This window comes from uncultured Kluyvera sp., assembly GCF_902485085.1.
Classification (GTDB): domain Bacteria; phylum Pseudomonadota; class Gammaproteobacteria; order Enterobacterales; family Enterobacteriaceae; genus Kluyvera; species Kluyvera ascorbata.
Genome location: NZ_CABTJS010000174.1, coordinates 18,368 through 41,851, shown reverse-complemented (window position 1 = coordinate 41,851; position 23,484 = coordinate 18,368). Strand labels below are relative to the sequence as shown.

Sequence of the window (23,484 nt, the reverse complement as noted above, 5' to 3'; positions counted from 1 at the left end):
TCGAACCGCCGACCCCCTCCTTGTAAGGGAGGTGCTCTCCCAGCTGAGCTAATCACCCCCGCTGTGTGGAGTCGCATTATAGGGAGAGTTGAAAATGAGTCAACGCCTTTTATAAATAATTTATCTGTTCGTCGTAAAATTAGACAATACGATCGCAAAACGCGCTATGGTGTATGAATTGTATGCAAAAAATGCAAACCATGCGCTTGCGGTGGGAACAACCGAGTGGGAGTGATAGAATATTGCCCACTTCTATTTCCAGGATTTGCCGGTTGTCGGCATGTTTATAAACGTAAGGCCATTTCATGAAAATCAAAACTCGCTTCGCGCCTAGCCCGACTGGCTATCTGCACGTCGGCGGTGCTCGTACTGCTCTTTATTCCTGGCTTTTCGCACGTCACCATAAAGGTGAGTTTGTGCTGCGTATTGAAGACACCGATCTCGAGCGCTCAACGCCGGAAGCCATTGAAGCCATCATGGATGGTATGAACTGGCTGAATCTGGAGTGGGATGAAGGCCCGTACTATCAGACCAAACGTTTCGACCGCTACAACGCGGTGATTGATGAAATGCTGGAAGCAGGCACGGCATATAAATGCTACTGCTCCAAAGAACGTCTGGAAGCGCTGCGCGAAGAGCAGATGGCAAACGGCGAGAAGCCGCGTTATGACGGCCGTTGCCGACACGGTCATGAACATCATGCTGACAATGAGCCATGCGTGGTGCGTTTTGCTAACCCGCAGGAAGGTTCCGTTATCTTTGACGACCAGATCCGTGGGCCGATCGAATTCAGCAACCAGGAGCTGGACGATCTGATCATCCGTCGTACTGATGGTTCCCCAACCTACAACTTCTGCGTTGTGGTTGACGACTGGGATATGGAAATTACCCACGTTGTCCGTGGTGAAGACCATATCAACAACACCCCGCGTCAGATCAACATCCTGAAAGCGCTGAATGCGCCGGTGCCGGTTTACGCGCACGTATCGATGATCAACGGCGACGACGGTAAAAAACTGTCTAAACGCCATGGCGCGGTCAGCGTCATGCAGTATCGTGATGACGGCTACCTGCCGGAAGCGCTGCTGAACTATCTGGTGCGTCTGGGCTGGTCCCATGGCGATCAGGAGATCTTCACCCGTGAAGAGATGATCGAATTCTTCTCTCTGGGCGCGGTCAGCAAATCCGCCAGTGCGTTCAACACCGACAAACTGCAGTGGCTGAACCACCACTACATCAATACGATGGCGCCGGAATATGTCGCGACGCACCTGCAATGGCATATTGAGCAGGAAAATATTGATACCCGCGTGGGCCCACAGCTGAGCGAGCTGGTGAAACTGCTGGGTGAGCGCTGCAAGACCCTGAAAGAGATGGCGCAGAGCTGCCGTTACTTCTATGAAGACTTTGCAGAGTTCGACGCGGACGCCGCGAAGAAACACCTGCGCCCGGTGGCACGTCAGCCGCTGGAAGTGGTGCGAGACAAAATCTCCGCTATCACTGACTGGACCGCTGAAAACGTCCACCACGCGATTCAGGCAACCGCCGATGAGCTGGAAGTGGGTATGGGTAAAGTCGGTATGCCGCTGCGTGTTGCCGTTACCGGCGCAGGTCAGTCACCAGGCCTGGACGTGACTGTTCATGCGATCGGTAAATCCCGTAGCATCGAGCGCATCAACAAGGCGCTGGCGTTTATCGCCGAGCGTGAAAGCCAGCAGTAATCGGCATTCAGATGTGAAAAAAGCGGGGAAACCCGCTTTTTTTATACCTAATCATTTTGCTCGCTCAGCCCGAGCCGCGATAGAAAACCGCAAATTCCTTCACGCGCCAGCAATCGATGTAAACGCTCTTTCTCCGGCGACGTCATATTCTGTAAGACATCGCTGATTTGTCGCCAGACTTCGTCAGAGGCGTGGGTGGTGTAACTGCCGGCTGGTTCGTCTATCTGGTTTTCATTCGGGAGTTGGCGAAAAGCGGGCGTATTAACCAGAAAGTCCATCACCTCATCGCTCATAAAGATAAGCCGCGCACGACCACCTTTAATGCCGGGCATCGGTTCAGTCTGCCAGCCCTTTTCACGAATCCAGCGATTGACCGTCTGTCGAGTCATACCCAGCATCTCAGCCAGTTCTTCTGTGGACATCTTTGCGGGAAGTTTTTTCATAGACATTGCTTAACCGCGAATTCCTAGACGTTGCAATAAGCCACTAATCCCTTCCCGTAGCAGCAGTGACGTGAGCTGTTTCTGCTCGCTCTCGGTCATTTCATCAACCAGCGTCAGCAGCAGCGTGTGGAAAGGGTTGTCGCTGCCGTTCACCGCATAAGAGGCCGAAGATTCAGAGGCGCGCTGGGCGCTATGGATAAACTCCATCACTTCGTCATTCACGTGCACCACGCGAGCTTTTCCTCCCTGAACGCCGGGACGGGGGGACGTTTTCCAGCCCTCTTTGCGCACCCATTTGTTGATGGTTTGTCGGCTGTATCCCGTCAGATGAGCAATCTCCTCCGGCGTCATTCGTTCCTTGAGCATACAATTTCCTGAGTCGCAGTGTGGGAATTACAGGTCCATGTTATAGCATCATTTTATGAGAAAACGTGACCGGTTTAACTCCAACCTGCGAGGAGGCGAGCAATATGGCGCGTTTGCCTGCTTTTTCAGCGATTAGAACTATTTCGCCTATTTTGCCGTTGACACTGTGTAAGGGAATTCATATTATGCCGCCCGTCAACACGACAGCTTTACGTTGGGGCTATAGCTCAGCTGGGAGAGCGCTTGCATGGCATGCAAGAGGTCAGCGGTTCGATCCCGCTTAGCTCCACCAAATCCTGCTCCCATCAGGTTTGGAACGTAAAGAAACTGTGGGGCTATAGCTCAGCTGGGAGAGCGCTTGCATGGCATGCAAGAGGTCAGCGGTTCGATCCCGCTTAGCTCCACCAAAATTCGAAACCCTCGCCTAAGGCGGGGGTTTTTTTTATCTTCAGCATGGATAAAAATTCAGCATTTAGCTTTTAAAAGCCCCATACAGATCAGGATTCCATCTCTTAAACTTGCGTCAATAAATTCACCACCATAATATTCAGAGAGTCAAACTACGTACGATAAAGGATATCGGCAGATACGCATGATGGCGATTCGGAGTACCCAAGTAAGGAAATTCTGTCTGGCTTTGATAATGAGCCTGGTGGCTATCCCTTTTTCCAGATATATATCTCCCACAGCTTTTTATGATGGTCATTCCGTATATCTAGCCTGGCTTCCGCTTGGCGTGATGATTGCGTTGATCATGTTATTTGGCCGCCATGCGATTGTTCCACTGGCAATTGGATTTACCGTCACCAACTATTGGCAACTGCATCTATCGCCATTTTATTCATTAACATTATTATTCTGTCAGTTGGCGGCTGTCTGTATCTCGTGTCTTATTTTGTACTCCGTGCTTGGGCGACGATGGCGACATGGTAATCCAATAAAAAACATATGGTTGCATGTTTTTTGGTTAGGGTTTGCTGCGCCCGTGATGGGCAAGGTCTTGATGTATCTCACCGGTAAAATCATTGCTATACCGGAATTAATGTACAGTTATTTTAATATAACTTCAGTTATTTACACTATTGTTGATATACAAGGATTAGTTTGTGCTTCATTGATTTTTACGAAGCTCTTCTATTATCCGTTAAGAATGTGCTTGAACCCAAGATACGCCAAAACATTTTGGCGTCGAAATTTCGTTTGTTACACCGGGTTCAAAAATCGTGTATTTATCATCTGTTGGTTTACCAGCCTCATCGGCATGCTGGTATTTTTATGTGCTCCCTTCGGTGATTATTATTTCGCTGGTTACCTGGTCCCTGCAATATTTATCTTTTTCTCTTTTGGCATCAGCCAGTTGGCCTACCCGATGGTCATTTTGGCCTGGACGGTTTCCGCCTTCCTGCTGGTGATGTACAACACCAATTTTCTCCACGGCGTACAGACGCAGTATTCACTGGCGTTTATTCTCTCGTCACTGATCTCCTTCACGGTGTGCTTGTTATATCTGCTTCAGGTTTACAATCGAAGCCAGCGGCTGAAGACGATGTGGCAGGAACAGGCGATGCTGGATCCAATTACCGGCCTGCCCAACCTGCGCGCGCTGGAGGAGTACATGGCGCGTCCGGACCCGGTCAGCGTCTGCTGCCTGCATATCAGGAATCTTGAATTTCTCAGCCGTCACTACGGCATGATGATGCGTATTCAGTGCAAACGTAGCATAACGCAGGTGTTACAGCCCATTCTTTGCAAGGAGGAGAAGCTATTCCACCTGCCCGGCAATGAGCTCCTGCTGGTGTTAAACGGGCCAGATACCGAAGCACGCTTAACTCATCTGATTGACTACCTTAGCAGTAAGGAAATTCGCTGGAATAATTCGGTGCTGAATCTCGAATACGGCATCTCCTGGGGACGGGTGAGCGCGCGCGATAACAATCTCCACCATATGCTGGGGCAGTTGAGCTGGCTGGCGGAACAGGCCGGCGAGGGGAATCAAATCCTGAAACTGGATAATGGTCATGTGGAAGCGTTCGACCTGAACAGCGAACGCATTGTTTTACTCAACCGGGTTAAAAATGCGCTGGATTGGGGGGGCTTTATGCTTTATGCCCAACCCATCAGGAAATCTTCAGGTGAAGGATATTACGAGATTCTTAGCCGCCTTGTTGATTCACAAGGCATGGTGATGCCGGATAAATTTATCCCCGTGCTGGCACAGTTTAACCTCAGTAAGCGCTTTGATATGCAGGTGCTGGAGTACCTGTTCAGTTCGTTGGATGAGCTGGGTGGGAAGCGTTTTTCCGTTAACCTGATGCCGTATACCCTGATGCAAAAGGGGAGCGCCGCTGAGATTATCGCGCTATTTCGGCGTTATCACATCGATGTTAACCGTATCATCATTGAAATAACTGAGGAACAGGCGTTCTCTAATTCCGATGTCAGCGTAGCCAACATTCAGCAGCTACGTCGCTTTGGCTGTCGAATCGCCATTGATGATTTCGGCACCGGTTATGCCAACTATGAACGGCTCAAACGTCTGGAGGCTGACATCATTAAGATTGATGGCTGCTTTGTGCGTGATGTATTGAATGACCCAATGGACGCAATGATCATTCGCTCCATCTGCGAGCTCGCGAAGGTGCGTAATCTGGAGGTTGTGGCGGAGTATGTGGAAACACAAGCGCAGCTGGAGCTTCTGGAGCAGCTTGGCGTCCACTACATGCAGGGTTACTTAATTGCTAAGCCGCAGCCGCTGTGGCAGCTTGAGAACAAAAAAAAGGGTCTGTAACCACGTTACAGACCCTTGGATGTAGCGAGACTAAATTACAGAACCAGTGCCGCGATAGAAGCAGACAGTACGCTCACCAGTGTGGAACCGTAAACCAGTTTCAGACCGAAGCGGGAAACCACGTTACCTTGCTCTTCGTTCAGGCCTTTAATAGCGCCCGCGATGATACCGATGGAAGAGAAGTTCGCGAAGGAAACCAGGAATACGGAGATGATGCCCACGGCGCGCGGAGAGAGCTCAGCAGCAACCTTCTGCAGGTCCATCATTGCAACGAATTCGTTGGAAACCAGTTTGGTCGCCATGATACTACCGACCTGCAGGGATTCACTTGCAGGTACACCCATAATCCATGCAACTGGATAGAAGATATAGCCCAGAATGCCCTGGAAGGAGATGCTGTAGCCAAACCAGCCGGTCACGGTAGCGAACAGGGCGTTCAGCGCGGCGATCAGGGCGATAAAGCCGATCAGCATCGCAGCAACGATAATCGCAACTTTGAAACCTGCCAGAATGTATTCACCCAGCATTTCGAAGAAGCTTTGCCCTTCGTGCAGGTTAGACATCTGGATGTTCTCTTCGCTGGCATCAACGCGGTACGGGTTGATCAGCGACAGAACGATAAAGGTGCTGAACATGTTCAGTACCAGCGCCGCAACAACGTACTTCGGCTCCAGCATGGTCATGTAGGCGCCAACGATAGACATGGAAACGGTAGACATCGCCGTGGCCGCCATGGTGTACATGCGGTTACGGGACATTTTGCCGAGGATATCTTTATAGGCGATGAAGTTTTCAGACTGGCCCAGAATCAGGGAGCTGACGGCGTTGAAAGACTCCAGTTTGCCCATGCCGTTGATTTTAGACAGCACGGTACCAATCGCACGAATGACAATTGGCAGAACACGAATGTGCTGCAGAATACCGATAAGCGCAGAGATGAAGACGATAGGGCAGAGGACTTTCAGGAAGAAGAAAGCCAGGCCTTTATCGTTCATGCTGCCGAAGACGAAGTCGGTCCCGTTGTTCGCGAAACCAAGCAGTTTTTCGAACATTTCAGCAAAGCCACGCACGAAGCCCAGACCAACGTCGGAGTTCAGGAAGAACCATGCCAGTAAAACTTCAATGACAAGTAGTTGAATAACATAACGAATACGAATCTGTTTGCGGTTGGTGCTGACCAGCAAGGCCAGGATGCCTACCACAACGAGCGCGAGAATAAAATGCAAGACGCGGTCCATATTTGCTCCAAACATGAGACGGGTTAAATTTTCTTGCACATTCTATGTAACATCATTAAATAAAACGAGATCCCCGTCCCACTATATTTAGTTCCTGTGAGCAAACTCAAAATTAGTGATCAAAGATACATTTTTGTGATGTTAAGTAAATGTATGAAAAGTTCCCTTGTTGTACTACTCTCATCATAAGCGTACACCAAACCCCCGCAACCTCCAGTCTGGCAATTGATTCCGGCTATCAGAGTAATCATTATCATCTCTTACAAATGAACTTGATAATCATTCTCATTCTGTTAGCCTGAAACATAGCAAAGGCTATGTTTTTGAGGCAGAGAATGAGCAACAGTCGCGTTGAAAGTAACACCGGTCGAGCAGCGCGCCGTATGAGGCTTGCGCTGATGGGGCCCGCATTTATTGCCGCCATCGGCTATATCGATCCCGGCAACTTCGCTACCAATATTCAGGCGGGGGCGAGCTTCGGCTACCAGCTGCTGTGGGTCGTTGTCTGGGCAAACCTGATGGCGATGCTGATTCAGGTGCTGTCGGCTAAGCTCGGCATCGCCACGGGGAAAAACCTGGCGGAGCAGATTCGTGATCACTATCCGCGCCCGGTGGTGTGGTTTTACTGGGTGCAGGCGGAAATTATCGCCATGGCGACCGACCTTGCTGAATTTATTGGCGCGGCTATCGGCTTTAAACTGATCCTCGGGATTTCGCTGCTGCAAGGCGCTGTGCTTACTGGGATCGCGACCTACTTAATTCTGATGCTGCAACGCCGTGGGCAAAAGCCGTTGGAAAAAGTGATCGGCGGCCTGCTGCTGTTTGTCGCGGCGGCCTATATCGTGGAGTTGGTTTTCTCCCAGCCGCAGCTGGCGCCGCTCGCGAAAGGAATGATTATTCCGTCATTACCTAACTCCGAAGCGGTGTTTCTTGCCGCGGGCGTGCTGGGTGCGACCATCATGCCGCACGTTATTTATCTGCATTCATCACTGACTCAGCATCTGCACGGCGGGAGCGCGAAAGAGCGCTATCAAGCGACGCGCTGGGACGTGGCCATTGCCATGACCATTGCTGGTTTTGTTAACCTGGCGATGATGGCGACAGCGGCTGCGGCGTTCCATTTCCACGGGCACACCGGCATTGCTGACCTCGACGAAGCGTACCTCACCCTCGAACCGTTGTTAAGCCATGCGGCGGCAACCATCTTTGGTCTGAGCCTGGTCGCGGCGGGGCTCTCCTCTACGGTCGTGGGGACGCTGGCCGGTCAGGTGGTGATGCAGGGCTTTATTCGCTTCCATATTCCGCTGTGGTTCCGCCGTGCGGTGACGATGCTGCCGTCATTTATCGTGATTCTGATGGGGCTCGACCCGACGCGTATTCTGGTCATGAGCCAGGTGCTGCTTAGCTTTGGGATCGCGCTGGCGCTGGTGCCGCTGTTGATTTTCACCAGCAACCGTCAGCTAATGGGCGAGCTGGTCAACACGTTGTGGATTAAACGTATTGGCTGGGTGATTGTGGCGATTGTGGTAGCGCTGAATGGGTGGCTGCTGGTGGGAACGTTGATGTAGTCAACCTGGCGTCGCTACGCTCGTCCGGGCTACTTCTGAACGGTAGCCCGGACGAGCGTAGAGACGCCGGGAAAATCAATGGTGATGCCCGTGTCCATGACCGTGGCCTCGCCCACGACCGCGGTGATCGTCACGATCGCCCCAGCCGTCGCGATAGCCGCGCTCATAGGCATTATGTTTATCCCAGCCCCGGTGCCAGCCGTTATCGCGGTGATACCAGTTACGGTGCCAGTAATCACGGTCGCGCCAGCGGCCGCCGTCCCAGTAGTTACCGTAGTTATCGCGATCGCCAATTTGTAATTTTACGGATGGCAGCAGGGTGATTTCACCAGCATTCGCGAACATCGGGGCCGATGCTATCAACACTGCCGCCAGAATCAGTGACCTGAACATACTTCTCTCCTATTACGATCGTGGCCTGTAAGGCCTGTTAACGCAATATTACAATTCGGTAAATACCGCGATTATTGGAGTAACTCTTAAATCGCCAGGAGAGAGCATTTTTTGCTAAAGTCGCCGTTATTTTATACTGCTCAGAATGCGGTCAATTTCGGCACATTCTTGTGCGCTGAAATGACGGTTTTCCAGCATACCGACGGCATCATCAAGCTGCGCCGTCTTACTGGCACCAATCAGAACTGATGTCACCGCCTGTTGACGCAGTACCCATGCCAGCGCCATCTGCGATAGCTTCTGCCCGCGCTGCTCGGCCATCGCGTTGAGCTGGCGTACGGCGTCAAGCTTGCCGTCAGTCAGTTGCTCAGGCTTCAGAAAGATACTGCCGCTGGCGGCACGGGAATCGGCCGGAATGCCGTGCAGGTAACGGTCGGTCAGTTGACCCCCTGCCAAGGGTGAAAAGGCAATACAGCCCACACCTTCTTGCTTCAGTACCTGAAGCAGGCCGTTTTCAGCACCGCGCTCAAGCATCGAGTACTTCGGCTGGTGAATAAGGCATGGCGTGCCGAGATCGTTGAGAATCGCAATGGCCTGGCTTGCCAGTTCAGCCGGATAATTGGAAAGCCCAATGTACAGTGCTTTACCCTGGCGAACGATATGATCCAGCGCGCGCATGGTTTCCAGCAGCGGCGTTTCCGGGTCTGGGCGGTGGTGGTAGAAGATATCCACATACTCAAGCCCCATCCGCTTCAGGCTTTGATCAAGGCTTGAAATCAGATACTTGCGCGAGCCCCAGTCGCCGTATGGCCCGTCCCACATGGTATAGCCAGCTTTACTCGAGATAATCAGCTCATCGCGATAGGGCAGAAAATCTTCCCGCAGAATACGGCCAAAGTTGCTTTCAGCCGAACCTGGAGGTGGCCCGTAGTTATTGGCTAAATCAAAATGGGTGATCCCAAGGTCAAACGCGTGGTGCAGCAGCTGGCGGCTGTTTTCGACACGCGTTTCATCCCCGAAGTTGTGCCATAGCCCCAATGAAACGGCTGGTAGCTTGAGGCCGCTATTGCCGCAGCGCTGAAACGTCATGGCTTCATAACGCGTAGGGCAAGCCTGGTAAACCATTGTGTCCTCCAGATTATCCGGTTGTGTATACGCTTACACTAACCAATGTCCACCGGCTCGTACACTCCTGAAATCTGTAAAATTAGCTTTCCAGAGGACTTTCTTATGAATTCTGGACAGCCTTAACACTTCTTCAATACTCAAAGGAACAGCTGACTGGAGGAGGTGCATGATGACTACGTCCTATACCGTGGCAGATTACCTGCTAGACCGCCTCGCCGACTGCGGCGTTGACCACCTGTTTGGTGTCCCCGGAGACTACAACCTCCAGTTTCTCGACCATGTTATTGCCCACCGTCAGATACGTTGGGTTGGCTGTGCCAACGAACTCAACGCCGCCTACGCCGCTGACGGCTATGCGCGAATGCAGGGCTGTGGCGCACTGCTCACCACCTTCGGCGTAGGGGAGCTTAGCGCGCTGAACGGGGTGGCGGGGAGCTTTGCCGAACACGTCCCGGTGCTGCATATCGTCGGGGCGCCAAGTACCGGCGCACAGCAGCGACGTGAGTGTTTACATCACACGCTGGGAGATGGCAATTTTGACCATTTTCGCCAGATGAGCGCCCCGGTTTCAGTGGCGCAGGGTGTGCTTGATGCGGCTAACGCACGCGATGAAATTGACCGGGTGCTGCGCGATATTGTGCGTCACAGCCGTCCAGGCTATCTCCTGTTGCCCGCGGATATTGCTTCACTGCCCACCTCACGTCCTGTAAACGCTCTCACCGCGAATAATGCGCCGACAGACTCAACTGAACTGGCCGAGTTTGTCTCACATGCCCGCGCTTTGCTGCGCGATAGTCGTCGCGTGTCGCTGCTGGCGGATGTGCTGGCGCTGCGCTTTGGTCTTCAGTCGACGTTAAACAAATGGGTGGATGCGGTGCCGATTCCTCACGCCACCATGCTGATGGGGAAAGGGCTATTTAATGAGACTCACGCTGGGTTTGTGGGTACTTACAGCGGCGGGGCGAGCCTGCCGGAGACGCGCGCGGCGATTGAAGATGCTGACGTTATCTTGTGTATCGGCACCTGTTTTACCGACACGATCACCGCGGGATTTACCCACCATATTCCGCTGGAGAAATCCATTGAGATCCAACCTTTTGCAGCTAGAGTCGGGAAACGCTGGTTTAGCGGGATAAACATGCAGGAGGCGGTTAATGCGCTTATTACGCTGAGTCGTGACTTCTCGGCTCAATGGCAAATTCAGCCGGGCAGGGTGATGAAGTCTGCGTCAGCGGATAACGGGCATCTGACCCAGCGCCATTTCTGGCAGACGCTGGAAAAATACCTCCAGCCGCACGACATTTTACTGGGCGACCAGGGGACGGCGGCGTTTGGCCTTGCTGACCTGATGCTGCCGCAGGGGGCGAGCCTGATTGTTCAACCGCTGTGGGGGTCGATTGGTTACACGCTGCCCGCCGCGTTTGGCGCGCAGACCTCGCAGCCGGACAGGCGCGTGGTGCTGGTGGTGGGGGATGGCGCGGCACAGTTGACCATTCAGGAACTCAGTTCGATGCTGCGTGACGGGCTCCGTCCATTGATTCTGCTGCTAAATAATGAAGGCTACACGGTAGAGCGCGCGATCCACGGCCCGGAACAACGCTACAACGATATCAGCCTATGGAACTGGACCCAGATCCCGCAAGCGCTCAACCTGGACTGCCAGGCCGAGTGCTGGAAAGTGACAAATGCCTCGCAGCTCAACGATGCGCTTACCCGTGCGACACGGGGTGACAAGCTGATGCTGCTCGAAGTCATGCTGCCAAAAATGGACATTCCTCCGCTGCTAAAAGCCGTCACCCAGGCGCTGGAAGCCCGCAACAACGGGCATTAATCCTTCCGTTTACGCGGTACCATCATCGTCGGTTTCCCCGCCAGCAGGAGCCAGGTGGGGAGCATGACGATGCACAATAGCGGGAGCAGTGTGGTATCAGGCACGACGACGGCAGCCATAAACAGGCTCAGCCACGCATCGCGAGTGACAACCAGCACCAGTCCCAGAATGGCGCAGGAGACGGTAATGGCGGCCGGAACGGCGTCAACGTGCGCGTGGAGCATCAGACCGAGTGCCACAGCCACAAACACCGCTGGGAAGATGCGACCGCCGCGGAAACCACAGGCGGCGGCAACGACCAGCGCCGCCAGCTTGCTCAGCGCAAATAGCATGTAGTCGCCTGCGCCGAAAGATTGTCCGGCCGTTAACCTCTGCATCTCATCCAGCCCTTTAAATAGCGTAATCGGGCCGCCAACGGTGCCGATAAGCCCCAGTACAAAACCGCCCACGCCGAGGATCAGTACCGGATGCTTCAAACGATGGACCAGCGCGTGCAGGTGCGGCAGGCACCAGACCGCCACCATACCGATGGCGATAGCAAAGACGGCCACGATAGCACCGCTGAAAATGTCGACCAGCCGCAGGCCTTGATAGTGCTCAATGGGCAGGGAGAACTGCGGATGGAAGAACATGCCGGTGGTTAATGCCCCGGCGGCAGCGGCGAGCAGGGGAGCGAACAACCTGTCCCACAGTGGGGAATCATTATTGCCCGTCAGCGTCTGGGAGAAAATCAGCGCGGCGGCAACCGGCGTCCCAAACAGCGCGCCGATAGTGCCTGCGGCGGCGAGAATGGTCCAGTCAAGGGAACTCACGCGCGGGAAAAATCGCGCACCCAGCGCCACGGCCAGCGCAATGTTCACCGACATAATCGGGTGTTCAGGACCGAGGCTTACGCCACCTGCCAGCCCGATAATTAGCGCAATCAACAATCCCGGCAAATGGGACGGTGGAACCGCCGCGCCGATGAGCGGCTCGCTGGCCGGGTCAGGCCCGGCATGACCAGGGCTATAGCGAATAACCAGACCGACGGCGATACCGGTCAGGGTTAGCATCAGGATTATCCAGAGCGGTGAGTCAAAGGATACGCCAAACGCGGCGGGCAGATTACGCCACAGCAGGTGTTGCAGCACGGACGCAATTTTCATCACCACAATCAATATCAGGCTAGAAGCGATGCCGATAAGCACAGCGGGAACAGAGAGCAACAACATCGTTCGGGCTCGCGGATGGAGCATGTTTTTATCCTTTTGACTGAATGCTGAGGTTACTTTGCATTTTCCTGCGTTTACGTTCAGCGCAAATGGTGCTGAAACGATACGGCGCTACGGCCTGTGCATCTGATAAAAATGACGCCAAAAATGTGACCGGGATCGATAATCCTGGGGTGCTCACACAAACGTCATTGTCGTGAAAGCGCCTTGAATTTACAGTGTGACAAAGATTTATTCTGACTTTAGCGGAGCCGTAACGGAATGACAAAGTTTGCTTTAGTGGGTGATGTTGGGGGCACCAATGCGCGTCTGGCATTGTGCGATTTAGCCAGCGGTGAAATTTCGCAGGCGAAAACCTATTCCGGCCTGGATTATCCAAGCCTGGAAGCCGTTGTCCGCGTCTATCTCGACGAGCATAACGTGTCGGTTGAGGACGGCTGCATCGCCATTGCTTGCCCGATTACCGGCGACTGGGTGGCGATGACCAACCACACCTGGCAGTTTTCCATTGCGGAAATGAAGAAAAACCTCGGTTTCTCTCATCTGGAAATCATCAACGACTTTACCGCGGTCTCGATGGCGATTCCGATGCTGAAAAAAGAGCATCTGATCCAGTTTGGCGGTACCGAACCGGTTGAAGGCAAACCGATCGCCGTTTACGGCGCGGGCACCGGCCTTGGCGTCGCGCATCTGGTTCACGTCGATAAACGCTGGGTCAGCCTGCCTGGTGAAGGTGGTCACGTCGATTTCGCGCCGAATAGCGAAGAAGAAGGGATTATTCTTGAAGTGCTGCGTGAAGAGATTGGTCACGTATCCGCCGAGCGAGTCCTGTCCGGCCCGGGCCTGGTCAATCTCTACCGCGCGATTGTAAAGTCTGACAACCGCGTGCCGGAAAACTATAAGCCGAAGGATATTACCGAACGCGCGCTGGCTGACACCTGCACCGACTGCCGCCGTGCGCTGTCGCTGTTCTGCGTCATCATGGGCCGTTTTGGTGGCGACCTGGCGTTAACGCTTGGCACCTTTGGCGGCGTTTATATCGCCGGTGGTATTGTGCCGCGCTTCCTTGAGTTCTTCAAAGCCTCCGGCTTCCGTGGTGGGTTTGAAGATAAAGGCCGTTTTAAAGATTACGTTCACCCGATCCCGGTCTACCTGATTGTTCACGACAACCCAGGCCTGCTCGGCTCCGGTGCGCACCTGCGTCAAACGCTGGGGCAAATTCTGTAAACTGCCTGATGGCGTTACGCTTATCAGGCCTACAAAAAACACGTAGCCCGGCCGAGCGTAGCAACGCCGGGAAGCACATCCCCAAACCGCGTTCAATTCGCGGTTTTTTTTCGCCCGTCTTCTGCCATTCCGACACGCGTCACACTTCTGTCAGGCAGGATTATTTGTCCAGTAAAAGCATTGTTCGTCTGCTAACAATGACCGAGGCGACTTAGCCATAATCCCTCTCGTTAACTATCTGGAGGAGTTTGTGATGACTAAGAAACTGATCGCCGTCTGCGCATGCCCAATGGGGCTGGCACACACTTTTATGGCTGCCCAGGCGCTGGAAGAAGCGGCGGTGGAAGCGGGATATGAAGTCAAAATTGAAACGCAGGGCGCCGACGGTATTCAGAACCGCCTGACCGCGCAGGATATTGCCGAAGCGACCTTAATTATCCACTCCGTTGCCGTCACGCCGGAAGACAACGAGCGTTTTGAAACGCGCGACGTGTACGAAATTACCCTACAGGATGCCATCAAAAACGCCGCGGGCATTATTAAAGAAATCGAAGAGATGGTTGCAGCCGAACAACAATAATTGTCGACAGGGATACCACTATGGCCATAAAAAAACGCAGTGCAACCGTTGTGCCAGGCGCATCTGGTGCCGCCGCGATAAAAACGCCGCCAGCCGCCCGTAACAGCTTTTGGGGCGAACTCCCGCAGCATGTGATGTCCGGGATTTCGCGCATGGTACCGACGCTTATCATGGGCGGGGTGATTCTTGCCTTCAGCCAGCTGATTGCTTATAGCTGGCTGAAGATCCCTGCTGATACCGGCATTATGGATGCGCTCAATAGCGGGCAATTTTCGGGCTTTAACCTCTCTTTGTTAAAGTTTGCCTGGCTGTCGCAGTCCTTCGGCGGCGTCTTGTTTGGTTTTGCGATCCCGATGTTTGCCGCGTTTGTGGCGAACTCTATCGGCGGTAAGCTGGCGTTTCCGGCCGGGTTTATCGGCGGGTTGATGTCTACTCAGCCGACGCAAATGCTTAATTTTGACCCCAATACGCTGCACTGGGTAACGACCGCACCGGTTCCTTCCACCTTTATTGGCGCGCTGATTATCTCCATCGTTGCCGGTTATCTGGTGAAGTGGATGAACCAGAAGATCCAGTTGCCTGATTTTCTGCTCGCGTTCAAAACAACCTTTTTACTGCCGATCCTCTCCGCGATTTTCGTCATGCTAGCGATGTATTACGTCATTACCCCTTTCGGCGGCTGGATCAACGGCGGTATTCGCACGCTGCTGACCACGGCGGGCGAGAAGGGCACGCTGATGTACGCGATGGGGATTGCAGCGGCAACGGCTATTGACCTCGGCGGCCCGATCAACAAAGCGGCGGGTTTTGTGGCCTTTAGTTTTACCACCGATCACGTCCTGCCAATTACCGCCCGTTCGATTGCTATCGTCATTCCACCGATTGGCCTGGGTCTGGCGACCATCCTTGACCGTCGCTTAACCGGCAAACGCCTGTTCAGCGCCCAGCTTTATCCGCAGGGTAAAACGGCGATGTTTCTCGCGTTTATGGGCATCAGCGAAGGGGCGATTCCGTTTGCGTTGGAGAGCCCGATCACCGCGATCCCGTCCTACATGGTAGGGGCGATTGTGGGTTCAACCGCTGCCGTCTGGCTAGGTGCGGTGCAGTGGTTCCCTGAGTCGGCTATCTGGGCGTGGCCGCTGGTAAGCAACCTTGGCGTCTACATGGCGGGGATTGCGCTGGGGGCGATTATTACCGCGCTGATGGTGGTGTTCCTGCGTAACCTGCAGTACCGCAGAGGCAAACTGCTGATTGAAAGCCTCTAAGGATAAGGACGAAACAATGATGTTATTGGCATCGCTGCGGCAGTGGCTGGTTGAACAGGAGCTTGACGCGGTATTGATTTCATCGCGCCAGAATAAGCAGCCGCACCTGGGCATTTCTACCGGCTCTGGCTATGTGCTGATTGCGCGCAACAGCGCGCATATTCTGGCTGATTCACGCTATTACGCTGATATTCAGTCTCGCGCCGACGGCTACCAGCTTCATCTGCTGAACGCCGAGCGAACGCTGGCAGACATCGTGAACCAGATTGTGGCCGACGAAGATCTTTACACCGTCGGTTTTGAAGGGGCACAGGTGAGCTGGCATACCGCCCAGCGCTGGCAGGCATCCATTAAGGCCGCGCTGGTAGGGACTTCTCTCGACGCGCTACGGCAAATCAAAACGTCGCAGGAAATTGACCTGATTCGCCAGGCCTGCCGGATTGCGGACCAGAGCGCGGAGCATATTCGTCGCTTTATTCAACCGGGAATGCTTGAGCGGGAGATTGCCGCCGAACTCGAATGGTACATGCGTACGCTTGGTGCGGAAAAAGCCGCTTTCGATACCATTGTCGCCAGCGGTTGGCGCGGCGCGCTGCCGCACGGTAAAGCCAGCGATAAACGCGTGGAAGCCGGAGAGCTTATCACGCTCGACTTCGGCGCTCAGTATCAGGGCTACTGCTCTGATATGACGCGGACATTTCTGGTTTCCGGTGCGATGGCACCCGAAGCGCATCCGCTGTTTTCGGTCTATCAGGTGGTACTTCAGGCCCAGCTTGCAGGCATTGCCGCCATTCATCCTGGCGCGCGCTGCCTTGATGTGGATTTCGCCGCACGTTACGTCATTAATGAAGCGGGCTACGGGGAATACTTTGGACACAATACGGGTCACGCGATTGGCATTGATGTTCACGAAGATCCGCGTTTCTCGCCGACGGATGCCACCGCGCTTGCGGCGGGGATGCTGCTGACCGTTGAACCCGGCATCTATCTTCCAGGTCAGGGGGGCGTGCGAATTGAAGATATCGTGCTGGTAACGCCTGACGGCGGCGAAGTGCTCTATAGCATGCCAAAAACATTGTTATGCACGGGAGAGGCATGATGGATTTATCGCTACTGAAAGCCCTGAGCGAGGCTGATGCGATCGCCTCCTCAGAACAAGAAGTTCGTCAGATCCTGCTGGATGAAGCGGATCGTCTGCACAAAGAGGTGCGCTTCGATGGTTTGGGATCGGTACTGATCGGATTAAATGAATCCGATGGCCCGAAGGTGATGATTTGCGCACATATGGATGAGGTGGGTTTTATCGTTCGTAGCATCTCTTCTGAAGGGGCGATTGATGTGCTGCCGGTCGGCAATGTCCGCATGGCGGCGCGTCAGCTACAGCCGGTTCGCATCACCACCCGTGAGGAAAGCAAAATTCCCGGCCTGCTCGACGGTGAACGTAACGGTAATGATGTGGGGTCTCTGCGGGTAGATATTGGCGCGCGCTCTTATGATGAAGTGGTTCAGGCCGGGGTGCGTCCGGGCGATCGCGTGACCTTTGATACCCCTTTTCAGGTGCTGCCGCATCAGCGGATGATGGGCAAAGCGTTCGACGACAGGCTGGGCTGCTATCTGCTGGTGGCGCTGCTGCGTGAACTGAACGAGACCGAATTACCGGCCGAAGTCTGGCTGGTGGCAAGCTCCAGCGAAGAAGTCGGGCTACGCGGCGGGCAAACGGCCGCGCGCGCGGTGGCTCCGGATGTGGCGATTGTGCTGGATACCGCCTGCTGGGCGAAAAATTTTGACTACGGAGCGGCAAATCATCGTCAGCTGGGTAAAGGCCCAATGCTGGTGCTGAGTGACAAATCACTGATTGCGCCGCCGAAGTTGATTGCCTTAGTTGAACGCGTATCTGCCGAAGCCGAAATTCCGTTACAGCTCGATATGTTCAGCAACGGCGGCACCGATGGCGGCGCGGTACACCTTAGCGGAACCGGGGTTCCGACAGTAGTGATTGGCCCGGCCACCCGTCATGGGCATTGCGCGGCGTCCATAGCGGACTGCCGCGACATTATGCAAACCCAGGCGCTGCTATCCGCGCTGATTACCAGCTTTACGCGTGAGACCGTGGCTCACCTGACGGACTTCAGGTGCTGATCTCACGCTAACAGGAGTGGTTATGTTAACGATTCAATTTCTCTGCCCGCTGCCGAATGGCCTGCACGCTCGCCCCGCATGGGAGCTGAAAGAACAGTGCAGTCAGTGGCAAAGCGATGTGACCTTTATCAACCATCGTCAGAATGCGCAAGCTGATGCGAAAAGCTCGTTAGCGCTGATTGGCACCGGCACGCTGTTCAATGATAGTTGCAGTCTGAACATTACCGGCCGCGATGCCGAACAGGCCAGGCGTGCGCTGGAGGAGTACATCCAGAACCGCTTTATTGACAGTGATAGCATTCAGCCGACGGCAGCGGAGCTGGCGGCACACCCGCTGCCGCGCTCGCTGATTCGTCTTAATCCGGACCTGCTGTACGGCAACGTGCTGGCCGCAGGGGTAGGCGCGGGAGTGCTGACGTTGTGCAAAAGCGACAGTCTGGATATCTATCGGGCCATTCCCGCCAGCGCCGAAGACACGACGCGGCTGGAACACAGTCTGGCGACGCTTGCCGAGCGTCTGAATCTCCAGCTTCGTGAGCGCGGGGGAGAAAGCAAAACCATTCTTAGCGCCCACTTATCGCTCATCCAGGACGATGAATTTGCCGGAAATATCCGCCGTCTGATGGCGGGGCAACAGAAGGGTCTTGGCGATGCCATCATCACCAATATGGAGCAGGTCTGCGACAAGCTGCTGGCCTCCGCCAGCGATTACCTGCGTGAGCGGGTGAGCGATATTCGCGATATCAGCGAACAGCTGCTGCATATCACCTGGCCCGACCGCCGCCCGCGTAACGCGCTGGTGCTGGATAAACCGACGATTCTGGTGGCGGAAGACTTGACGCCTAGCCAGTTTTTAAGCCTTGATTTACAACATCTTTCCGGCATGATTCTGGAAAAAACCGGGCGTACCTCCCACACCTTGATTCTGGCTCGCGCCTCCGCTATTCCGGTGCTCAGCGGGCTACCGCTGGAGGCGATTGCGGGCTACGCCGGCTTACCGGCGGTGTTGGACGCACAGTGCGGCGTGCTGGCGGTCAATCCCAATGACGCAGTGATCGGCTACTATGCGATAGCGCAACGCCTGGCTGAAAAGCGCCAGCAGCAGCAGGCGCGGGATGCCGCGCAGATAGCGCTTACCAAAGATAACCAACGCATCGACGTTGCCGCTAATATCGGCACCGCGCTGGAAGCACCCGGCGCCTTTGCCAATGGGGCCGAAGGGGTTGGGTTGTTCCGCACTGAAATGCTGTTTATGGACCGGGACAGCGCTCCCGACGAGCAGGAGCAGTTTGAAGCTTACCAGCAGGTGCTGCTGGCGGCTGAAGGCAAGCCGGTTATTTTCCGCACCATGGACATTGGCGGGGATAAAAACATTCCCTATCTCAATATTCCGCAGGAAGAAAACCCGTTCCTTGGCTATCGTGCGGTGCGAATTTATCCCGAATTTGCCGGGCTATTTTGCAGCCAGCTGCGCGCTATTCTGCGCGCGGCAGCCTTCGGCAATGCGCGGCTGATGATTCCGATGGTGCACAGCCTTGATCAGATCCTGTGGGTCAAAAGTGAACTACAGAAAGCCGCCGCGGCGCTCAAGCAGGAAGGGCTGCGGCATGCTGAAAATATTTCATTGGGCATTATGGTTGAGGTACCTTCGGTCTGTTACATCATTGACCATTTCTGCGATGAGGTGGATTTCTTCAGTATCGGTTCCAACGATATGACGCAGTACCTCTACGCGGTCGACCGCAATAACCCTCGGGTATCTCCGCTGTATAACCCGATTACGCCATCGTTCCTGCGCATGTTGCAGCAGATTATTCGCGTGGCGCACGATCGCGGAAAATGGGTGGGCATTTGCGGTGAACTGGGTGGAGAAAGCCGCTATCTACCGCTACTGTTGGGGCTCGGTCTTGATGAACTGAGCATGAGTAGCCCGCGGATCCCGGCGGTGAAAAGCCAGATTCGCCAACTGGATGCCAGTACCTGCCGCGAACTGGCGCTTAAGGCGTGCGAATGCCGGAGCGCGCAGGAGATTGAAACGCTGCTGAACGCGTTTGCGCCCGAGAAAGACGTCCGTCCGCTGCTGGCGCGAGAGAATATCTTTGTCGGTGAGTCGTTTGCCAACAAAGAGCAGGCGATTCAGTTCCTCTGCGGTAACCTCGGCGCGAATGGGCGCACAGAGCATCCGTTCGAGCTGGAGGAAGATGTCTGGCAGCGTGAAGAGATTGTCACCACCGGCGTAGGGTTTGGCGTGGCCATACCGCACACTAAATCGCAGTGGATACGTCATTCCAGTATCAGCATTGCACGCTTATCACAGCCGATAGACTGGCAGTCTGAAATGGGCGAGGTGGAGCTGGTGATTATGCTGACGCTGGGTGCCGACGAAGGCATGAACCATGTGAAGGTTTTCTCACAGCTGGCGCGGAAACTGGTGAATAAGCAGTTCCGTCAGTCGCTATTTGCAGCAGAAGATGCTAACGGTATTTTGACGCTGCTGGAATCGGAGTTGGTGCTCTAAAGTGAGCGTATGACGTTGCAGGCCGGATGGCGTTTCGCTTATCCGGCCTACGCGGAGATGGGGTTATCGGCCCAGGATTTCCTTACGGATAATCTCGGCGCCTGCGCTTAGCGCGTTGAGCTTGCCGCGTGCCACCTGGCGAGGCAATGGTGCCATGCCGCAGTTGGTTGACGGGTAGAGGTTCTCTGCATCGACAAACTGCAGCGCTTTGCGCAGCGTCTCAGCCACTTCCTCAGGCGTTTCAATGGCGTGGTTCGCAACGTCAATCGCCCCCACCATCACTTTTTTACCGCGGATCAGTTCCAGCAGATCCATTGGCACGCGGGAGTTGTGGCACTCCAGCGAGATAATATCGATATTCGAAGATTGTAGCTTAGGGAATGCCTCTTCGTACTGACGCCACTCTGAACCCAGCGTTTTCTTCCAGTCGGTGTTGGCCTTAATGCCGTAGCCGTAGCAGATGTGTACCGCGGTTTCGCACTTCAGACCTTCAATAGCGCGCTCTAATGCCGCGATACCCCAATCATTTACTTCATCGAAGAATACGTTAAAGGCCGGTTCGTCAAACTGGATAATATCCACGCCTGCGGCTTCTAACTCGCGAGCTTCCTGGTTGAGGATTTTGGCAAATTCCCACGCCAGCTTTTCACGGCTTTTGTAGTGATTGTCATACAGGGTATCAATCATGGTCATTGGCCCCGGCAGCGCCCACTTGATAGGCTGCTTAGTCAGCTGACGCAGGTAACGCGCATCGTCAACAAACACCGGTTTTTGACGTGCCACTTCATCGACAACCGTTGGCACGCTGGCATCGTAGCGATTACGGATTTTCACGATCTCGCGTTTTTCAAAATCCACGCCGCTCAGGTGCTCAATAAATGTGGTGACGAAGTGCTGGCGGGTCTGCTCGCCGTCGCTAACAATATCAATACCGGCCAGCAGCTGTTCTTGCAGGGAGAGACGCAGCGCATCCTGTTTCCCTTCAACTAACTCGTCGTTCTGTAATTTCCATGGTGACCACAGCGTCTCTGGTTGAGCAAGCCAGGACGGTTTCGGCAGGCTGCCAGCGGTGGAAGTCGGGAGCAATGTTTTCATATTCAATAACCTGGTATTATTTGTTAATCAAAGAGCGTAGTTAGCGGACCATTGCTCAAGAATGTTCTGATACGGCTTGATAAAGTGCTCTTCGGTAAATTTCCCCTGCTCAATCGCTAAGCGGCTGCGTTCTTCACGGTCATAAACAATTTTGGTTAATGAGTGATCCTGCTGGTTCAGGTCTGGCTGATAGCACAGGCCCGCCGCCGAGTTGGCATTGTAAATTTCCGGGCGATAAATCTTCTGGAACGTCTCCATGGTGCTGATGGTGCTGATAAGCTCCAGGCTGGTGTAATCACTCAGCAGGTCACCGGAGAAGAAGAACGCCAGCGGCGCAACGCTGTTTTGCGGCATGAAATAGCGTACTTTCAGGCCCATCTTGCCGAAGTACTGCTCGGTCAGGGAGGCGCTGCTCGGCTGGTATTCAATGCCCAGCACCGGGTGTTCATTGCCCGTGCGGCGATAAACATCTTTGCTCGACACGCTAAGGCAGATAACCGGCGATTTTTTGAAGTTCGCTTTGTACTCCGGTGAGTTGGCAAAGTGCTTAAAGATATTGCCGTGCAGCTCGCCAAAGGTATCCGGAATGTTAAATTCGGTTCTGTTTTTATTATGCTCAAGCAGCAACACGCTGAAGTCATAATCACGAACGTAGGAAGAGAAGTTATTGCCAACAATGCCTTCAATACGTTCGTTGGTTTTCTTATCAACAATATGGGTTTTCAATATTTCGATGGCTGGAAACGCCGTGGTTTTACCTTCCGCATCGATATTCATCTCAACGGAAATAATCTCAAGCTCAACGCCGTAACGATCGCCTTTAGGGTTATCCCAATGCGCTAACGTATTGAAACGATTGTCAATCATCTTCAATGTATTGCGCAGGTTCTCCTGACGGTTCTCCCCACGAGCCAGATTCGCGAAGTTGGTAGTAATACGCGTATTTTCTGACGGGTTATAGTTTTCGTCGAAGGTGCTGCTCTTGATAGTAAAGGTAAAATCTTTATTCATCGTCTCTGTCATCCCGAGTGCTGATATGAAAATTAAATTCACTTACTGATTGCCAGAGACGCTGCTCTGCTTTTCTCATTCAGCAGTCTTAATGTTGCCGATAAGTTAATGTTGATAATTTATGCCAGAGGCGGTGAAAGAGGGAAAGCGACTTAATTTCAATGCAACATGAGGGAAGTTCATGATGCGGGGAAATGGTGAAAAAGAGAGGTGGGTCACGAAACGCCGCAGCGGACTCTCCGGTGCGTTTAGCACCGGAGAATAGGGCTAATCAAGCTCAGAGAGCATTTGACCGTTGCTGAAGCTCCAGTCATCGGCGGTATTGAACTGAATCATCACCATCACATCATCAGGAGAAATATTCATCTTCGTATTGAGTCGTTCACAGAGCGTCCTGCAAAGGTTTCTCTTTTGCGCAGATGAACGCGGTTTTCCCGCAAGGATATGAAACTGAATGAAGTTCTCGCTACGCCCTGCGCTGTAATAGCGGCTATCAAACACGCGCTGGTTTGCCGGTAGCGTTTCAAACACTTGAAAACGATCGTGGGGCGGGACGACAAATTCGTCTTCGAGGCTTTGCTGCAGAATGTCAGAAATCTGCGCTATCTGGGCATCGCTGTAGCCCTGGCGTAGGGTTATTCGGGTAAATGGCATTGTCGTTATTCCTCATCCAGACATTCGAGAGCGGACACCGCCGCAGGCCAGCCCGCGTAGAACGCCAAATGGGTGAACGCTTCCACTATTTCGGCTTTTGTCAGGCCATTTTGCTGCGCAAAGTGAATGTGCCAGGGGATTTGCTGCACGCGCCCAAGCGCGGTGAGGGCGGCAAGCGTAATCAGGCTACGTTCGCGTGATGAAAGTCCTTCACGTTGCCAGATATCGTTAAACAGCAGTTCCTGGCTTAGCTCGGCTAACTTTGGTGCGATGCGGGCCAGGGTTTCACGATCGAGGGGCTTTGACAT

20 protein-coding genes and 2 tRNA genes are annotated in these 23,484 nt (G+C 53.8%); 12 read left to right on the top strand and 10 right to left on the bottom strand.

Going from position 1 to position 23,484, the window contains the following annotated elements:
* Window positions 1-305 precede the first annotated feature (305 nt).
* Window positions 306-1,721 (top strand): glutamate--tRNA ligase, encoded by a 1,416-nt coding sequence (gene gltX / locus RDN66_RS21550; protein WP_035897893.1) that lies wholly within the window; start codon window positions 306-308, stop codon window positions 1,719-1,721.
* 47 nt (window positions 1,722-1,768) lie between these two features.
* Here the strand turns inward: gltX and RDN66_RS21545 are convergent, their stop codons facing one another.
* Window positions 1,769-2,164 (bottom strand): YfeC-like transcriptional regulator, encoded by a 396-nt coding sequence (locus RDN66_RS21545; RefSeq protein ID WP_202217476.1) that lies wholly within the window; start codon window positions 2,162-2,164, stop codon window positions 1,769-1,771.
* Window positions 2,165-2,173: 9 nt separating this feature from the next.
* A complete protein-coding gene (locus RDN66_RS21540; RefSeq protein ID WP_035897901.1) occupies window positions 2,174-2,530 on the bottom strand; it encodes a YfeC-like transcriptional regulator in 357 nt (118 codons plus the stop codon).
* A 216-nt stretch (window positions 2,531-2,746) separates the two neighbouring features.
* Between RDN66_RS21540 and RDN66_RS21535 the strand changes: the two genes are divergently transcribed.
* From RDN66_RS21535 to RDN66_RS21525, 3 genes are all read left to right on the top strand, one after another.
* Window positions 2,747-2,822: transfer RNA gene (locus tag RDN66_RS21535), tRNA-Ala, on the top strand.
* Between the two features lie 39 nt (window positions 2,823-2,861).
* A tRNA-Ala gene (locus RDN66_RS21530) sits at window positions 2,862-2,937 on the top strand.
* A gap of 236 nt (window positions 2,938-3,173) precedes the next feature.
* On the top strand, window positions 3,174-5,318 hold the full coding sequence (locus RDN66_RS21525) for an EAL domain-containing protein (RefSeq protein ID WP_374044037.1): 2,145 nt from the start codon (window positions 3,174-3,176) through the stop codon (window positions 5,316-5,318).
* A 35-nt stretch (window positions 5,319-5,353) separates the two neighbouring features.
* Here RDN66_RS21525 and RDN66_RS21520 read toward each other — a convergent pair whose 3' ends face one another.
* Window positions 5,354-6,556, bottom strand: coding sequence for a NupC/NupG family nucleoside CNT transporter (locus tag RDN66_RS21520; RefSeq protein WP_035897259.1), 1,203 nt, complete (start codon window positions 6,554-6,556; stop codon window positions 5,354-5,356).
* 335 nt (window positions 6,557-6,891) lie between these two features.
* Here RDN66_RS21520 and RDN66_RS21515 point away from each other — a divergent pair, with 335 nt between their 5' ends.
* Window positions 6,892-8,124 (top strand): Nramp family divalent metal transporter, encoded by a 1,233-nt coding sequence (locus RDN66_RS21515; protein WP_308538171.1) that lies wholly within the window; start codon window positions 6,892-6,894, stop codon window positions 8,122-8,124.
* 75 nt (window positions 8,125-8,199) lie between these two features.
* On the opposite strand, the gene RDN66_RS21510 is transcribed toward RDN66_RS21515, so the two are convergent.
* Together RDN66_RS21510 and mgrA are read right to left on the bottom strand one after the other, a co-directional pair.
* Entirely contained in the window at window positions 8,200-8,517 is a 318-nt protein-coding gene (locus RDN66_RS21510) for a DUF2502 domain-containing protein (RefSeq protein ID WP_123650218.1), read from the bottom strand.
* Window positions 8,518-8,643: 126 nt separating this feature from the next.
* Window positions 8,644-9,642 carry an L-glyceraldehyde 3-phosphate reductase gene (gene mgrA / locus RDN66_RS21505; protein WP_123650217.1) on the bottom strand — a complete coding sequence of 333 codons (999 nt, stop codon included), beginning with the start codon at window positions 9,640-9,642 and terminating at the stop codon, window positions 8,644-8,646.
* A 172-nt stretch (window positions 9,643-9,814) separates the two neighbouring features.
* Between mgrA and RDN66_RS21500 the strand changes: the two genes are divergently transcribed.
* Window positions 9,815-11,476 carry an alpha-keto acid decarboxylase family protein gene (locus RDN66_RS21500; protein ID WP_202218076.1) on the top strand — a complete coding sequence of 554 codons (1,662 nt, stop codon included), beginning with the start codon at window positions 9,815-9,817 and terminating at the stop codon, window positions 11,474-11,476.
* Here RDN66_RS21500 and RDN66_RS21495 read toward each other — a convergent pair.
* Window positions 11,473-12,711, bottom strand: coding sequence for an ion channel protein (locus tag RDN66_RS21495; protein ID WP_308538170.1), 1,239 nt, complete (start codon window positions 12,709-12,711; stop codon window positions 11,473-11,475). The genes RDN66_RS21500 and RDN66_RS21495 overlap by 4 nt on opposite strands.
* A gap of 237 nt (window positions 12,712-12,948) precedes the next feature.
* Here RDN66_RS21495 and glk point away from each other — a divergent pair, with 237 nt between their 5' ends.
* From glk to ptsP, 6 genes are all read left to right on the top strand, one after another.
* Window positions 12,949-13,914 carry a glucokinase gene (glk, locus tag RDN66_RS21490; RefSeq protein ID WP_035895490.1) on the top strand — a complete coding sequence of 322 codons (966 nt, stop codon included), beginning with the start codon at window positions 12,949-12,951 and terminating at the stop codon, window positions 13,912-13,914.
* 253 nt (window positions 13,915-14,167) lie between these two features.
* The gene (locus tag RDN66_RS21485; protein ID WP_035895492.1) at window positions 14,168-14,494 is read left to right on the top strand and encodes a PTS fructose transporter subunit IIB; all 327 of its coding nucleotides are present in this window, start codon (window positions 14,168-14,170) and stop codon (window positions 14,492-14,494) included.
* 20 nt (window positions 14,495-14,514) lie between these two features.
* The gene (locus RDN66_RS21480; protein WP_035895494.1) at window positions 14,515-15,759 is read left to right on the top strand and encodes a PTS fructose transporter subunit IIC; all 1,245 of its coding nucleotides are present in this window, start codon (window positions 14,515-14,517) and stop codon (window positions 15,757-15,759) included.
* A gap of 16 nt (window positions 15,760-15,775) precedes the next feature.
* Window positions 15,776-16,858: an aminopeptidase gene (ypdF, locus tag RDN66_RS21475; protein ID WP_308538169.1), complete on the top strand. Its 1,083-nt coding sequence runs from the start codon at window positions 15,776-15,778 to the stop codon at window positions 16,856-16,858.
* Window positions 16,858-17,898, top strand: a complete 1,041-nt coding sequence (gene ypdE / locus RDN66_RS21470) for an aminopeptidase (protein WP_308538172.1) — start codon at window positions 16,858-16,860, stop codon at window positions 17,896-17,898. The genes ypdF and ypdE overlap by 1 nt, the downstream gene beginning before the upstream one ends.
* A gap of 22 nt (window positions 17,899-17,920) precedes the next feature.
* The gene (gene ptsP / locus RDN66_RS21465) at window positions 17,921-20,416 is read left to right on the top strand and encodes a phosphoenolpyruvate--protein phosphotransferase (RefSeq protein ID WP_202217481.1); all 2,496 of its coding nucleotides are present in this window, start codon (window positions 17,921-17,923) and stop codon (window positions 20,414-20,416) included.
* Window positions 20,417-20,479: 63 nt separating this feature from the next.
* Here the strand turns inward: ptsP and RDN66_RS21460 are convergent, their stop codons facing one another.
* The 4 genes from RDN66_RS21460 to RDN66_RS21445 form a co-directional block, all read right to left on the bottom strand.
* The gene (locus RDN66_RS21460; RefSeq protein WP_123650213.1) at window positions 20,480-21,511 is read right to left on the bottom strand and encodes a methionine synthase; all 1,032 of its coding nucleotides are present in this window, start codon (window positions 21,509-21,511) and stop codon (window positions 20,480-20,482) included.
* Window positions 21,512-21,538: 27 nt separating this feature from the next.
* Window positions 21,539-22,522, bottom strand: a complete 984-nt coding sequence (locus RDN66_RS21455) for a DUF1852 domain-containing protein (RefSeq protein ID WP_035895503.1) — start codon at window positions 22,520-22,522, stop codon at window positions 21,539-21,541.
* 267 nt (window positions 22,523-22,789) lie between these two features.
* Window positions 22,790-23,176, bottom strand: a complete 387-nt coding sequence (locus RDN66_RS21450; RefSeq protein ID WP_202217483.1) for a tautomerase family protein — start codon at window positions 23,174-23,176, stop codon at window positions 22,790-22,792.
* Window positions 23,177-23,181: 5 nt separating this feature from the next.
* Complete coding sequence (locus RDN66_RS21445) at window positions 23,182-23,484, bottom strand: carboxymuconolactone decarboxylase family protein (protein ID WP_202217484.1); 303 nt, start codon at window positions 23,482-23,484, stop codon at window positions 23,182-23,184.